This window comes from Jatrophihabitans telluris, assembly GCF_023516435.1.
GTDB classification, from domain to species: Bacteria; Actinomycetota; Actinomycetes; order Mycobacteriales; family Jatrophihabitantaceae; genus Jatrophihabitans_A; species Jatrophihabitans_A telluris.
Genome location: NZ_CP097332.1, coordinates 3,475,293 through 3,489,034, shown reverse-complemented (window position 1 = coordinate 3,489,034; position 13,742 = coordinate 3,475,293). Strand labels below are relative to the sequence as shown.

The 13,742-nt window shown below is 69.7% G+C and carries 12 protein-coding genes; 7 read left to right on the top strand and 5 right to left on the bottom strand.

Features of this window, described 5'->3' with window-relative positions:
* Positions 1-8: 8 nt before the first annotated feature.
* Together M6D93_RS16040 and M6D93_RS16035 are read right to left on the bottom strand one after the other, a co-directional pair.
* Positions 9-842 (bottom strand): NAD-dependent epimerase/dehydratase family protein, encoded by an 834-nt coding sequence (locus M6D93_RS16040; RefSeq protein ID WP_249770679.1) that lies wholly within the window; start codon positions 840-842, stop codon positions 9-11.
* On the bottom strand, positions 839-1,675 hold the full coding sequence (locus tag M6D93_RS16035) for a purine-nucleoside phosphorylase (RefSeq protein WP_249770677.1): 837 nt from the start codon (positions 1,673-1,675) through the stop codon (positions 839-841). Before M6D93_RS16035 ends, M6D93_RS16040 begins: the two co-directional genes overlap by 4 nt.
* A gap of 92 nt (positions 1,676-1,767) precedes the next feature.
* On the opposite strand from M6D93_RS16035, the gene M6D93_RS16030 reads away from it, so the two are divergent.
* The 5 genes from M6D93_RS16030 to M6D93_RS16010 all read left to right on the top strand — a co-directional run bounded on the left by M6D93_RS16030 (position 1,768) and on the right by M6D93_RS16010 (position 8,831).
* Positions 1,768-3,672: a methylmalonyl-CoA mutase subunit beta gene (locus M6D93_RS16030; protein ID WP_249770675.1), complete on the top strand. Its 1,905-nt coding sequence runs from the start codon at positions 1,768-1,770 to the stop codon at positions 3,670-3,672.
* 71 nt (positions 3,673-3,743) lie between these two features.
* Positions 3,744-5,876: a methylmalonyl-CoA mutase gene (scpA, locus tag M6D93_RS16025; protein ID WP_347343676.1), complete on the top strand. Its 2,133-nt coding sequence runs from the start codon at positions 3,744-3,746 to the stop codon at positions 5,874-5,876.
* Entirely contained in the window at positions 5,876-6,859 is a 984-nt protein-coding gene (gene meaB / locus M6D93_RS16020; RefSeq protein WP_249770671.1) for a methylmalonyl Co-A mutase-associated GTPase MeaB, read from the top strand. The genes scpA and meaB overlap by 1 nt, the downstream gene beginning before the upstream one ends.
* 40 nt (positions 6,860-6,899) lie before the next feature.
* Positions 6,900-7,598 (top strand): VOC family protein, encoded by a 699-nt coding sequence (locus tag M6D93_RS16015; protein ID WP_249770669.1) that lies wholly within the window; start codon positions 6,900-6,902, stop codon positions 7,596-7,598.
* A 51-nt stretch (positions 7,599-7,649) separates the two neighbouring features.
* Positions 7,650-8,831, top strand: coding sequence for an amidohydrolase (locus M6D93_RS16010; protein WP_249770667.1), 1,182 nt, complete (start codon positions 7,650-7,652; stop codon positions 8,829-8,831).
* A gap of 81 nt (positions 8,832-8,912) precedes the next feature.
* Here the strand turns inward: M6D93_RS16010 and M6D93_RS16005 are convergent, their stop codons facing one another.
* Positions 8,913-9,374, bottom strand: a complete 462-nt coding sequence (locus M6D93_RS16005; protein WP_249770665.1) for a gamma-glutamylcyclotransferase family protein — start codon at positions 9,372-9,374, stop codon at positions 8,913-8,915.
* A 66-nt stretch (positions 9,375-9,440) separates the two neighbouring features.
* On the opposite strand from M6D93_RS16005, the gene M6D93_RS16000 reads away from it, so the two are divergent.
* The gene (locus M6D93_RS16000) at positions 9,441-10,853 is read left to right on the top strand and encodes an NAD(P)H-quinone dehydrogenase (RefSeq protein ID WP_249770663.1); all 1,413 of its coding nucleotides are present in this window, start codon (positions 9,441-9,443) and stop codon (positions 10,851-10,853) included.
* A 9-nt stretch (positions 10,854-10,862) separates the two neighbouring features.
* Positions 10,863-11,207 carry a hypothetical protein gene (locus M6D93_RS15995; protein WP_249770661.1) on the top strand — a complete coding sequence of 115 codons (345 nt, stop codon included), beginning with the start codon at positions 10,863-10,865 and terminating at the stop codon, positions 11,205-11,207.
* A 27-nt stretch (positions 11,208-11,234) separates the two neighbouring features.
* Here M6D93_RS15995 and M6D93_RS15990 read toward each other — a convergent pair whose 3' ends face one another.
* Both M6D93_RS15990 and M6D93_RS15985 read right to left on the bottom strand, forming a co-directional pair.
* A complete protein-coding gene (locus tag M6D93_RS15990) occupies positions 11,235-11,555 on the bottom strand; it encodes a DUF5313 family protein (protein ID WP_249770659.1) in 321 nt (106 codons plus the stop codon).
* Positions 11,556-11,916: 361 nt separating this feature from the next.
* Entirely contained in the window at positions 11,917-13,677 is a 1,761-nt protein-coding gene (locus M6D93_RS15985; RefSeq protein ID WP_249770657.1) for an acetyl/propionyl/methylcrotonyl-CoA carboxylase subunit alpha, read from the bottom strand.
* Positions 13,678-13,742: the final 65 nt, after the last annotated feature.

The window sequence follows — 13,742 nt, the reverse complement described above, 5'->3', positions numbered from 1 at the left end:
CTTGTCGATCAGGCTGTTGTGCCGGTGCCGGTGCCGGTGCCGGTGGAGTCGTGTTCGAACCCCGCGGTGACCTCGTCGATGCCGAACTCGGCCTCGGTGTACTCGCCGCCCACCCGCGCGTCCAGCGCACCGCGATCGGCGACGTCGAGCTCCGGCCGTACGGCGGCGGCGTCGTCTTCGGGGACGAAGCCGATCTCGGCGCCAGCGTCGAGGGAGAACCAGCGGTGCCGATTCGCCGACACGCCCCAGATGAGCCGGTACCCGAGGTGGGGGTGGGTCAGGCACGCCGACACCAGGGCGGTGACGTCCCCGGGCGAGAGCCAGGTGGCCAGGGCCCGGCTGTTCGGTGGCTCCTCCTGGCAGGAACCGATCCGCAGGCAGGCGACGTCGAAGCCGTACCGGTCGACGTAGTAGCGCCCCAGTGCCTCGCCGAACACCTTGCTGACGCCGTAGAGCGTGTCCGGTCGAGCGGGCGTATCGGCGGGCAGATCGGCACCGGCGGAGAGGTCGTCGTGCGGGGTGAAACCGACCGCATGGTTGGACGAGGCGTAGACCACCCGTCGCACCCCTGCGGCCCTGGCGGCCTCGAACAGGGTCACGGTGCCGTCGATGTTCGCCGCGCGGATGACCGGCCACGGCGCCTCGGTGGGTTGTCCGGCCAGATGCACGACCGCGTCCACCCCGGCCATCGCCTGGGTGAGCGCGGCAAGGTCGGTGACGTCGGCGACCACGTCTGCCGGCGGTACCCGATCGAAGGTGCGTAACGCGATGCCGCGTGGCGGGAGCCGAGCCGTGAGCATCCGTCCGATCCGGCCCGACGAACCGGTGAGCAGAACGGTCACAGCCGGGCGAGCAACTCGGCCAGCAGACCACCGGCCCTGGTCGCCGCAGCCTTGCCGGCGGCCAGCACCTCCTCGTGGTTCAACGGCTCGCCGGTGATCCCGGCCGCGAGGTTGGTGACCAGGGAGATGCCGAGCACCTCCGACCCCTCGGCGTGGGCGGCGATCGCCTCCAGCACGGTCGACATGCCGACGAGGTCGGCGCCGAGCGTGCGGGCCATCCGGACCTCGGCCGGCGTCTCGTACTGCGGACCGGGGAACTGGGCGTAGACGCCTTCGGCCAGGCTTGGGTCGATCTCGAGCATCAGGGCCCGCAGCCGCTTGGAGTACAGGTCGGTGAGGTCGACGAACCGGGCCCCCACCAACGGGGTGGCCCAGGTCAGGTTGATGGAGTCGGAGATCAGTACCGGATCGCCGACGTTCATGTCCGCGCGCAGCCCGCCGCAGGCGTTGGTCAGAACGGTGACCCGGCACCCCGCGGCGGCCGCGGTCCGCACCCCATGAGCTACCGCACGCACGTCGCGGGACTCGTAGTAGTGGGTACGGCCGAGGAAGGCGAGCACGCGCTTGCCGCTGACCTCGAGCGACCGGATCTTGCCGGAGTGCCCGGCCACTCCCGCCGCCCGGAAGCCGGGCAGCTCGGTGTTGTCGAACTCGACGTGGCCGCCGGCGTCCTCCGACATCCGGTCCACCGCCGGGACCCAGCCCGAGCCGAGAACCAGGGCTACGTCATGCTGTCGCACCCCCGTCAGCTCGGCCAGTCTGGCCGCAGCGGCACGGGCCTCCTCGCTCGGATCGGAGGCAGAGGCAGTTGAGATAGGCGCGGAATCGGTCACAGCGAGGCAGCCTAGCCGCAGCCCTGGGAGCAGGCGAGAGATCTGCCACTCGGCTGCGTTTGCTCGCTGGAGGCGGACATACGATCCGCGCCATGACTGTGCCCGAGACCGATCCGGCCGGCACGCTGTCCGTGGCGACGGACTTTGCGCCGGCCACCGCCGACGACTGGCGGGCGGCGGTGGCCGCGGTGCTGGCCAAGTCTGGACGCACCGATGTCGCCGATCCCGAGGCGGCGTTGACGACCCGCACCGACGATGGCCTGATCCTGCGACCCCTGTACACCGCCGCCGATCTGCCGGCCGGCGCCGCATCCAGCCTTCCGGGACAGGCTCCGTTCACGCGGGGCGCGACCGTCGACGCCGCGACCGTTGGTGGTTGGGACGTCCGGGCCTTGATCGAAGGTCCTGACGCCGAGCAGGCCAACCGGGCGCTGCTGACCGACCTGGAAAACGGTGCGACCTCGGTGTGGTTGCGGGCCGGCGAGGGCGGCGTGCCCGTCTCCGAGATCGCACAGAGCCTGGCCGGGGTGTATCTCGACCTCGCCCCCGTGGTCCTGCAGGCAGGCCCGGAAACGACAGTCGCGGCCCGGATCCTGCTGAGCGCGGCGGCCGAGCGAGGCGTCGCGGCCGCTGAGTTGCACGGCAGCCTGGGTAGCGACCCGATCGGTGACCTGGCTCGAGTCGGTGTGGATCGTCCGGTCGACTTCACCGAGCTGGTGGCGCTGGTCAGCGATGCTCCGCATCTCGGAATCGCCGTCGCGGACGGCACGATCTACGCCGAGGCCGGCGCCACGGCCGCGGAGGAGGTAGCCCTGGCCACCTCGGTCGGCGTGGCCTATCTGCGGGCACTCGTCCAGGCCGGGCTGGACCTCCACGACGCGCTGGGCCGGATCGAGTTCCGCCTCACCGTAACCGCCGAGCAGTTCACCTCGATCGCCAAACTGCGTGCGGCGCGCCAGGTGTGGGACCGGGTCGCCGAACTGTCCGGCGCGGGTGTGGACCGCAGCGGCCAGCGACAGCACGCCGTCACCTCGGCCGCGATGATGACTCGCCGCGATCCGTGGGTGAATCTGCTGCGCACGACCATCGGTTGCTTCTCCGCCGCGGTCGGCGGCGCGGACGCGATCACCGTGCTGCCCTTCGACTCCGAGCTGGGCGTCTCCGACGACTTCGCCCGGCGGCTGGCTCGCAACACCTCCTCGATCCTGCACGACGAGTCGAGCCTGGCCCGGGTCGCCGACCCGGCGGGCGGCTCGTACTACGTCGAGTCGCTCACCGCCCAAATGGCCGACCAGGCCTGGGACATCTTCACCGAACTGGAGCGGGGCGGGGGAGTCCACTCGCTGTTGCGCAGTGGGGCCCTGGCCGCCCGCTTGGCCGCGTCCTACGCGACGCGGCGTGATTCCATAGCGCGACGCCGCAGCCCGATAACCGGCGTCAGCGAATTCGCCTACCTCGACGAGCCCGCGGTGCCCCGGCTCGCCAAACCGCATGCCGGTAGCGCCGGATTGTTGCCGCGGATCCGGTACGCCGAGGACTTCGAGGCCCTGCGCGATCTCAGTGACGCCGCACTGACCGAGCGGGGAAGCAGGCCGCGGATCTTTCTTGCCGGTCTCGGCGGCCCGGCCGCGTCGGCGACCCGATCGGCCTTTGCGGCGAACCTGTTCCAGGCCGGCGGGATCGAAGCCGTCGCCGGCTCGGGGTCCGTCCCGGAACTCGTGGACCAGTTCCGCGCGAGCGGAACGCCAGGCGTCTGTCTGTGCTCCAGCGACCGGGTCTATGACGAGCAGGCCGCCGCCGCGGCGACCGCGCTCAAGGCGGCGGGTGCCCGATTCGTGTGGCTGGCCGGGCGCGTCGGTGTCGGTGCAGAACTCGATTCTGAACCCGGTGCCGAATCCGGTGCCGAATCCGGTGCCGACGGCTACCTCTACGCCGGGATGGACGTCGTGACCGTGCTCCGATCCGCCCTGGCCCAGCTGACGGAGGAGGGCCCGTGAGTACCGAGGACACCGCGGCCACTTCCGCAAGCCAGCCGGTCACGAGGATCCCGGACTTCGGTTCGGCCACCTTGCGAAGCTCGAAACCCGCTGCGTCGCAGGCCAATCGCGCTCCGCGGGCGCCGGCGTGGCACACGCCCGAGGGCATTGTCGTGCCGCCCGTCTACCGCGCCGAGGACCTGGCCGGCGTGGACTTCTTGCAGACCTACCCGGGTATCGCTCCGTTCCTACGCGGGCCGTACCCCACGATGTACGTGACCCAACCGTGGACGGTGCGCCAGTATGCCGGTTTCTCCACCGCCACCGAGTCGAATGCCTTCTACCGTCGTAATCTCGCGATGGGTCAGAAAGGGCTGTCGGTCGCCTTCGACCTGCCCACCCACCGCGGGTATGACAGCGACAACCCCCGTGTGATCGGGGACGTCGGCATGGCCGGCGTCGCCATCGATTCCATCTACGACATGCGGCAACTCTTCGACGGTATTCCGCTGGACCAGATGAGCGTGTCGATGACCATGAACGGTGCGGTGTTACCGGTACTGGCGCTGTACGTGGTGGCGGCCGAGGAACAGGGCGTGAAGCCCGGACAGCTGACCGGGACGATCCAGAACGACATCCTCAAGGAGTTCATGGTTCGCAACACCTACATCTACCCGCCCGCGCCCTCGATGCGCATCATCAGCGACATCTTCTCCTTCACCAGTCGGCAGATGCCGCGTTTCAACTCGATCTCGATCTCGGGTTATCACATCCAGGAGGCGGGTGCCACGGCCGACCTGGAGCTGGCCTACACGCTGGCCGACGGCGTGGAATACCTCCGGGCGGGACTGGACGCCGGTCTGACCATCGACGCCTTCGCGCCGAGACTGTCGTTCTTCTGGGCGATCGGGATGAACTTCTTCATGGAGGTGGCCAAGCTGCGCGCCGGGCGGCTGCTGTGGGCCAAGCTGGTCAAGCAGTTCGGCCCGGTGAGCGAGAAGTCCCTGTCGCTGCGGGCACATTCCCAGACCTCGGGCTGGTCACTGACCGCGCAGGACGTCTTCAACAACGTGATTCGGACCGGCGTCGAGGCCATGGCGGCGACGCAGGGCCACACCCAGTCCCTGCACACCAACGCCCTCGATGAGGCCCTCGCTCTGCCGACGGACTTCTCCGCCCGCATCGCCCGCAACACCCAGCTGGTATTGCAGCAGGAATCCGGCACCACCCGGGTCATCGACCCGTGGGGCGGCTCGGCCTACGTGGAGAAGCTGACGCACGACCTGGCCCGATCGGCCTGGACGCACATCACCGAGGTGGAACGCGCCGGCGGGATGGCCCGCGCGATCGACCAGGGCTTGCCCAAGCTCCGGATCGAGGAGGCCGCGGCCAGGACGCAGGCCCGGATCGATTCCGGTCGGCAACCGGTGATCGGCGTCAACAAATACCGGCTCGATACCGAGGAACAGCTGGACGTCCTCAAGATCGACAACGCCGGCGTCCGAGCGCAGCAAGCCGAGAAGCTGCGACGGCTCAAGGACGAACGCGATCACAACGCCACCGCCCAAGCTTTGAACGCCCTCACCAACGGAGCCGGATCGGACGGCAACCTCTTGGCGCTGGCTATCGACGCGGCCCGCGCCAAGGCCACGGTCGGCGAGATCTCCGACGCGCTGGAGGCAGTGTTCGGCCGGCATTCGGCCACGATCCGTACGATCTCGGGTGTGTATCGCAGCGAGGCCGAATCCGGTGGGACGGACGCCCGGAGCTCGATCAGTCGCGCGCGGGCGGCGACCGACACCTTCGCGGCCGAGCACGGTCGGCGCCCGCGGATCCTGGTGGCCAAGATGGGCCAGGACGGCCACGACCGCGGGCAGAAAGTGATCGCGACGGCCTTTGCCGACCTCGGTTTCGATGTCGACGTGGGCCCGTTGTTCCAGACCCCGGCCGAAGTCGCCCGGCAGGCGGTGGAGGCCGACGTGCACGTCGTCGGCGTCAATTCACTCGCGGCGGGCCACCTCACGCTGGTGCCGGCACTGCGAGATGAGTTGGTGGCACAAGGGCGATCGGACATCGTGATCGTGGTGGGTGGTGTCATCCCGCCGCAGGACTTCCCGGCCCTGCGTTCGGCCGGTGCCGCGGCGATCTTCCCGCCGGGATCGGTGATCGCCGACTCGGCCCTCGAGCTGCTCGCGGCGCTCGAGCGGCAGTTGCCGACGGCCTGATGGACACCCCGGACGTGCCCGCTGCCGGTGACCTGAGTGCCGGGATCCGGGCGGGGGACCGGGCCTGCATAGCGCGGGCGATCACCCTGGTCGAGTCGCGCCGGGCCGACCATCGCGAGCAGGCGCAGGCCCTGATCGCGGAACTGCTCCCGGCGACCGGCGGCGCTCGCCGGATCGGCGTCACCGGGGTACCCGGCGTCGGCAAGTCCACCTTCATCGACACGCTCGGCATGAACCTCATCGACGCGGGGCAGTCGGTCGCCGTGCTGGCGGTCGATCCGTCCTCGGCCAGGACCGGCGGATCGATCCTGGGCGACCGCACCCGGATGGCGAGATTGTCCGTACAGGACAGGGCTTTCGTGCGCCCGTCGCCCAGTGGCGCCACCCTCGGCGGCGTCGCGCGGGCCACCCGCGAGTCGTTGTTGATCATGGAGGCGGCCGGCTACCAGGTGGTCCTGGTCGAGACCGTCGGTGTGGGCCAATCGGAATACGTCGTGGCCGGCATGGTCGACACGTTCCTGTTTCTGACGCTGGCTCGGACCGGGGACCAGCTGCAGGCAATGAAGCGCGGAATCCTCGAACTGGCCGACGTGATCGCGGTCAACAAGGCGGACGGGGCGCACGCGGCAGAAGCGGAGCGGGCGGGTCGGGAACTGTCCTCCGCGCTGGCACTGCTCGGCCCGGACGAGGAGCAGTGGCGGCCTCCGGTGCTCACCTGCTCCGGACGGGACAACATCGGCCTGGACGAGGTGTGGTCGGCCCTGCAACGGCACCGGGCTCACCTCGCCGAGCAGGATCGCTTCCACGCCAAGCGCCGCCGGCAGTTGGTGGATTGGACGCGCTCGATGGTCACCGATCGGCTGCTCGCGGTACTGGACACCAGCGCCGGCCGGGCCGCGGTGCACCGCGCGGAGGCAGCCGTGCTCGCCGGCGAGCTCACCCCGGAGCAGGCTGCCGCCGCGATCCTTGCCGAGGTCTCCTGACCGGCAGTGTGGTGTCGGTGCCTGCGCCTAGGGTGTCGCCATGGCAACTCCGCAGGGGCCGCTGGCCCGATACCAGGCGCTGTGCATCGACACGGTCGATCCGATCGCGGCGAGTCGTTTCTGGGCGCCGGCACTGGGCCTGACCGCCACGATCGCCACCGACGGCGATGTCAGGCTCGAAGGCCCCACGCCGACCCATCTGGTCTGGCTGAACAAGGTGCCCGAGCCCAAATCGGTGAAGAACCGCCTGCATGTCGACGTGTTCACCGGCAGCCTGACCGAGCTCGAGGCGCTCGGCGCCCGCCAGCTGCAAACCTTCGCGCGCTGGACGATCATGGCCGATCCGGAGGGACAGGAATTCTGCGCCTTCGTCCGGCCCGCGCCGGTTACCGGTCCCCGGCTGAAGGATCTCGCGGTCGACTCCAACGATCCCGAGCGCATCGCCCGGTGGTGGCAGCAGGTACTCGGTGGCACGCTCGACCGCGACCCCGAGGAGCCCTGGTGGTGGCTCGACGGCATCGAGGGGGCGCCGTTCGAATCCATCGACTTCGGCGAGGTGCCCGAGCACAAGTCGGCGAAGAACCGGTTGCACATCGACATCGAACTGGCGCGGCCGGACGATCTGCTCGATCTCGGTGCCACCCTGATCCGCCGCCCGGACGACGACATCAGCTGGACCGTCATGGCCGACCCGGACGGCAACGAGTTCTGCGCCTTCGAGGTACCGCCGCCCGCGTGATGTGGGCGTTCGTCGGCGTGGTGACCGCCAGTAGGCGATAACCTGAACAGCGTGCAACCGGTCGCTGAACTCGCCTCCAAATGGCTGGCAACCCACGCTGACGATCTGGTCGACTGGCGGCGGGACCTCCACCGGCACCCCGAGGTGGCCTACACCGAGCACCGCACCACCGAGCTGATCATGACCACGCTGCGCGGCTTCGGACTGAACCCGAGCCGGTTGGCGGTCGGTACCGGGGTGGTGTGCGACATCGGCGACGGACCGACGTTCACCGCGTTGCGGGCTGACATCGATGCCCTGCCGCTGCCCGATCACAAGATCGTCCCGTACGCATCCCAGGTGCCAGGGGTCTGCCACGCCTGCGGCCATGATGCGCATACCGCGATCCTGCTGGGTGTGGCCGGCGTGCTGGCCGGCGCGGCCACGACCTGGCCCGGCTCCGTCCGACTCATCTTCCAGCCCGCCGAAGAACGCATGCCCGGTGGCGCCATGGCGGTCGTCGACGCCGGCGCGCTGACCGGCGTCGAGAAGATCTTCGCGGTCCACTGTGACCCGAAGCTCGACGCGGGCAAGGTAGGTCTGCGGGTCGGCGCCATTACCGCCGCGTTCGACCAGATCGAGGTGCGGCTGTCGGGTCCCGGTGGGCACACCGCACGTCCCCAGCTGACCGTCGACCTCGTCTACGCCCTCGGCCTGCTCATCACCGAACTACCGGGACTACTGTCCCGCCGGGTCGATCCCCGTTCTGCCCTGTCCCTGGTGTGGGGCACCGTATCGGCCGGTTCCGCGGCGAATGCCATCCCGCAGAGCGGATCGATGCGGGGAACGCTGCGGATGCTCGACGGGCACCTGTGGGAGCGCCTGCAGCCACTGGTCACGCAGCTGGCCGCCGACATCGTCGCGCCGACGGGGGCGAAGGTGGAGGTCCATTACGAGCGCGGTGTGCCCGCGGTGGTCAACGATCCCTCGCTGGTGGCGCTCCAGACCCAGGCGGCCCTGGCGGCGCTGGGTTCGCACGGCGTGTCCGACACCGCTCAGTCCATGGGTGGCGAGGACTTCGCCTGGTACCTGCGCACCGTTGCGGGTTCGATGGCCCGCCTGGGCGTGCGGGTGCCGGGAACCGAGGGGGGCGACCTGCATCAGCCCAGCTTCGACATCGACGAGAGTGCGCTGGCCGTCGGGGTGCGCTTCACGGCCGCGATCCTCGACGAACTCTGGAACCCCCAGGACTGATCCCGCACCCAGGGAGCAACCTCTGAGTCAGCCCGTCTGAGCCGGCCCGTGCGTGTCAGCCCAGCTGGGGTCACGCTGGATTCAGAAGCCGATCGAGCGGCACGGTCGGTTGCGTAGCTCGCTCACGTAGTCCTCCGGCGCGCCGGCAGTCTCGGCGGCCTCGGCGATCAGGCCGAGGTAGCGGGCCGAGGGAAGTCCGCCCTCGTACCCGTCGAGCACGTAGGTCCAGGCCAGGACGTCCCCGGCGAGGGTGGAAACCCGAAGGGTCGAGGTGCCGTACAGCCCGGTGTCGGCGCCCTCCCATTTGTCCAGGGCGATGCGGTCGGCTTCGGTGATGTCGTACAGCGCGACGAAGACCCCACTGCCCAAGGGATCGTCGTCCGGAACGACCGTGGCCAGAGCGCCCTCCCAGCCGAGGTCCTCGCCCCCGAAGGTGAGCCGCCAGCCTGGCAGCCAGCCCGTCTCCGCGAACGGCGAATGCGGGCACCGGTTGCGCATCTGCGCCGGGTCCATGTTCGAGCCGTAGGCGGCGTAGAGGGGCACGGTGGCTGAGCTTATCTAGTCGGCCCGGCGGCCCGAGCATCAACCCTCTGCGGGACAATGGTCGGCGTGAGACGGATAGCGATCATCGGCGGCGGACCGGCAGGCTACGAGGCGGCCACTGTCGCCGCTGATCTGGGGGCCGAGGTCAGCCTCGTGGAGTCCGACGGCGCCGGTGGCGCCTGCGTCCTCTACGACTGCGTCCCCTCCAAGACGCTGATTGCGACCTCGGAGAAGGTGACCGCGTTCCGGGACGCGCCCAACCTCGGGGTGTGCTCGAGCTCGGTGAGCGAGGTCGAGGTCAAACTCGAGGTGGTCAACCGGCGGGTGCGGGATCTGGCGGCGAGCCAGTCGGCCGACATCCGCGAGCGTCTCGTCAAGCAGGGCGTCAACGTGATCGCCGGCCGGGCGCGCTTCTCCTCCGACCAGCACGGCCGGACCTATCGGATCGAGGTGGCCCCCGACCTGGCCGAGGGCGCCGCGGTGGAATCCATCGAGGCCGACGTGGTCCTGATCGCCACCGGGGGCACACCCCGCGTGTTGCCTGGTGCCGAGCCCGACGGTGAGCGCATCCTGTCCTGGCGCGATGTGTACAACCTGACCACACTGCCCGAGCACCTGATCGTGGTCGGGTCCGGCGTAACCGGGGCCGAGTTCGCTTCCGCCTACAGCGAGATGGGGGTTCCGGTCACCCTCGTGTCCAGCCGCGAGAAGGTGCTGCCGGGCGAGGACCCCGACGCCGCGGACGTCATCGAGAAGGTTTTCACCGAGCGCGGCGGAACGCTGATGAAACAGGCGCGGGCCGCGTCGGTGCTCCGCCACGGCGACGTCGTCGAGGTCGGTCTGGTGGACGGCCGTTCGGTCACCGGATCGCACGTGCTGATGTGCGTCGGGTCGGTGCCCAACACCGCTGGGCTGGGGCTGGAGCACGTTGGTCTGGCCACCAGCCAGGGCGGTTTCGTCGATGTGGACCGGGTCTCGCGGACGTCGGTCAGCGGCATCTACGCCGCCGGAGACTGCACCGGCGTGCTGCTGCTGGCCTCGGTTGCGGCCATGCAGGGGCGGATCGCGATGTGGCACGCCCTGGGCGAGGCGGTCCAGCCGTTGCGGTTGAAGACGGTTGCCGCGAACGTGTTCACCCATCCGGAGATCGCCACGGTGGGCATCGGTCACGCCGCGGTCACCTCCGGCTCGGTTCCGGCGCGCACCGTCACCCTCGCCCTGTCCGGTAACGCACGCGCCAAGATGCAGGGTGTCACCGACGGCTTCGTGAAGCTGTACTGCCGCCCGGCCAGCGGTGTCGTGATCGGCGGTGCGGTGGTTGCCCCGCAGGCTTCCGAGCAGATCCTGCCGATCGCGACCGCCGTGCAGCTGGGGCTCACCGTGAACGAACTCGCCGCGGCGTTCGCGGTGTACCCATCGCTGTCCGGGTCGATCACCGAGGCGGCACGCCAGCTCACCCAGCACGACGACTTGGATTGAGGACGAGCAGTGGAACTGACACCGGAACAGATCGAGAAGTCGCGGCGGACCATTCGCGCCGCAGGCGTGTTCGCCGAGAACGCCGAGCAGATCGTCGCGTTCGTAGCGGAACTTCCGGACGAGCACGTCGTGGTCGCGGTGGTCAACGCCGACTATGACTTCGACGGCACGCACCATGTCGCTACGACCGAACTGGTCGAGCGTGTTCCGGCGCTCGAGGGCCCGGACGGTTGGGCCATGGTCTTCTCCCAGGGCGCCGACAGCGACCACGTTGCGGCCCGTACCGCGGAGATGATCGCCCTCGCCGAGAAGCGCATCGAGATGATCGAGCGGATCCGCGCGCGCCAGTCGTGACGGCCGACCCGGCCCAGCCCGACTCGCTCAGTCGGGGTCGGGACCGCTGGGGGGTAGCAGGCCGTGCTGTCGCAGCCGCCGGTCGCGTAGCTCGTCGCCGTAGGCGAAGCCGACGAACAACGGCCCGATGAAGACGAACAGGGCGGCGTAGATCCGGATCTCGATCGCACCGGGCAGCAGGACCAGCAGCCCCACGATCGGGATGATCGCGAACAGCAGGATCCGTCCAGCTTCGCGAATGCGCCAGTCGGCCCCGGTCAGGTCGTGGCGTACCCACTCGTCAAAGCGCTCGGGAAGGGTTCCGCCCACCGCGTACCGCAGCCACAGCCAGATCCCAGGACGTTGCATGCCTGAAGTGTCCCGCGGAACCAACCCCGCCGACACCGCGGTCGTGGGTGCGGCGGTGGGTGCGGCGGGCCGCAGCGCGGAACGGTATGGGGAGCGTCCGGCCGCGGCCCGCCTCCTACTCGGACGACACCCCCGAAGTCGACCGAGCGGTCTGGTTCGAGGGCGCGGGCGTCTGCCCGGCGCGGACGGTCCGCACGCCGGGAACGGCAGTCATCACCGGACGGCACGCCGGACCGGGCCAGCACCCCGCCAACGTGGGAACGGACGCCACGATTGCCCCACTTCACCCCGATATCAGACCGCGCGGACACGCGGTCTACCTGTTACATCGGCATGAGTTATGGCGAGTTGATCCGAGCTACTACTGCTTGATTTCGCAGAGCACCGATCCGGAGGTCACGACGGCGCCGGCCTCGGCGCTCAACCCGGTTATCGTCCCGGCCTTGTGGGCGTTGATGGGCTGTTCCATCTTCATCGCCTCGAGGACGACCACCAGGTCACCGGCGGCCACGGTGTCGCCGTCGGACACCGCCACCTTCACGATCGTGCCCTGCATCGGGGCCGTGAGAGCGTCGCCGGAAACCGCGGCCGACGACTTCGGTCCGGACGAGCGCTTCGGCGCCGCCTTCTTGCCGGAGGCCGGAGCGCTGGCCACGCCCAGACCGGCCGGCAGACAGACCTCCAGCCGCTTACCGCCGACCTCGACGACGATGGTCTGCCGTTCGGCCTCGGTCCCGCCCGCCGCGGCGGCTGCCGTGAACGCGGGAATCTCGTTGACGAACTCCGTCTCGATCCAGCGGGTGAACACAGTGAAGGGTTCGTCCCCGTCTGGTGCGAAGGCCGGGTCACGGACGACCGCGCGGTGGAAGGGCAGCGCAGTGGCCATACCGTCCACGACGTACTCGTCGAGCGCTCGTCGCGCGCGCTCCAGCGCCTGTTCGCGGCTCTCGCCCCACACGATGAGCTTGGCCAGCAGGGAGTCGAAGGCGCCCCCGACCACCGAGTCGCCCTCGATGCCGGAGTCCACCCGAACACCAGGGCCGGAGGGTTCCCGGTAGGTGGTGACGACACCGGGCGCCGGCAGGAAGTTGCGGCCCGGGTCCTCGCCGTTGATCCGGAACTCGAACGCGTGCCCGCGCGGCTCCGGGTCGCTCAGCCGGCGCAGCGCGTGTCCGTCGGCGATGCGGAACTGCTCCCGCACCAAGTCCGATCCCGAGGTCTCCTCAGTAACCGGATGCTCGACCTGCAGACGAGTGTTGACCTCCAGGAAGCTGATCACCCCGTCGTTGCCGACCAGATACTCAACCGTCCCGGCGCCGGTGTAACCGGCCTCGCGGCAGATGGCCTTGGCCGAGCTGTGGATGCGATCGCGCTGCTCGTCGGTGAGAAACGGCGCGGGCGCCTCCTCGACGAGTTTCTGGTTACGGCGTTGCAGCGAGCAGTCCCGGGTGCCGACGACGATGACGTTGCCGTGCTGATCGGCCAGCACCTGCGCCTCGACGTGGCGGGAGCGCTCCAGGTAGCGCTCGACGAAGCATTCGCCCCGGCCGAAGGCGGTGACGGCCTCGCGCACGGCGCTGTCGTAGAGCTCGGGGATCTCCTCCATCGTGCGGGCGATCTTCAGGCCGCGGCCACCGCCGCCGAAGGCGGCCTTGATGGCCACGGGCAGACCGTGCTCGGTCGCGAACGCGACCACCTCATCCGCGCCCGACACGGGATCCTTCGTCCCGGGAACCAAGGGCGCGCCCGCGCGCAGCGCGATGTGCCGGGCGGTCACCTTGTCACCGAGGTCGCGAATGGCCTGCGGAGACGGGCCGATCCAGGTCAGCCCCGCATCGATGACAGCCTGGGCGAAGTCCGCGTTCTCCGACAGGAATCCGTAGCCGGGGTGCACCGCGTCGGCGCCGGACTCCTTGGCCGCACCAATCACCTTGTCGATGAGCAGGTAGGACTCGCCGGGGGTGTTGCCCCCCAGCGCCCAGGCCTCGTCGGCCATCCGAACGTGCAGCGCGTCGCGGTCAGGCTCGGCATAGATCGCCACCGACGCCAACCCGGCGTCCCGACATGCCCGGATGACCCGCACCGCGATCTCGCCCCGGTTGGCGATGAGCACCTTCTGCATGTCGCGGCCTCCTGAAAGCTGATCAGTTCGTCAGAAGGTTACCCACGCCTCGGTCACACAGGGTG

Coding starts and splice junctions, on each gene's coding strand:
- M6D93_RS16030 (WP_249770675.1), top strand. CDS start 1,768: ATGACTGTGCCCGAGACCGATCCGGCCGGCACGCTGTCCGTGGCGACG.
- M6D93_RS16015 (WP_249770669.1), top strand. CDS start 6,900: ATGGCAACTCCGCAGGGGCCGCTGGCCCGATACCAGGCGCTGTGCATC.
- meaB (WP_249770671.1), top strand. CDS start 5,876: ATGGACACCCCGGACGTGCCCGCTGCCGGTGACCTGAGTGCCGGGATC.
- M6D93_RS15990 (WP_249770659.1), bottom strand. CDS start 11,555: ATGCAACGTCCTGGGATCTGGCTGTGGCTGCGGTACGCGGTGGGCGGA.
- M6D93_RS15985 (WP_249770657.1), bottom strand. CDS start 13,677: ATGCAGAAGGTGCTCATCGCCAACCGGGGCGAGATCGCGGTGCGGGTC.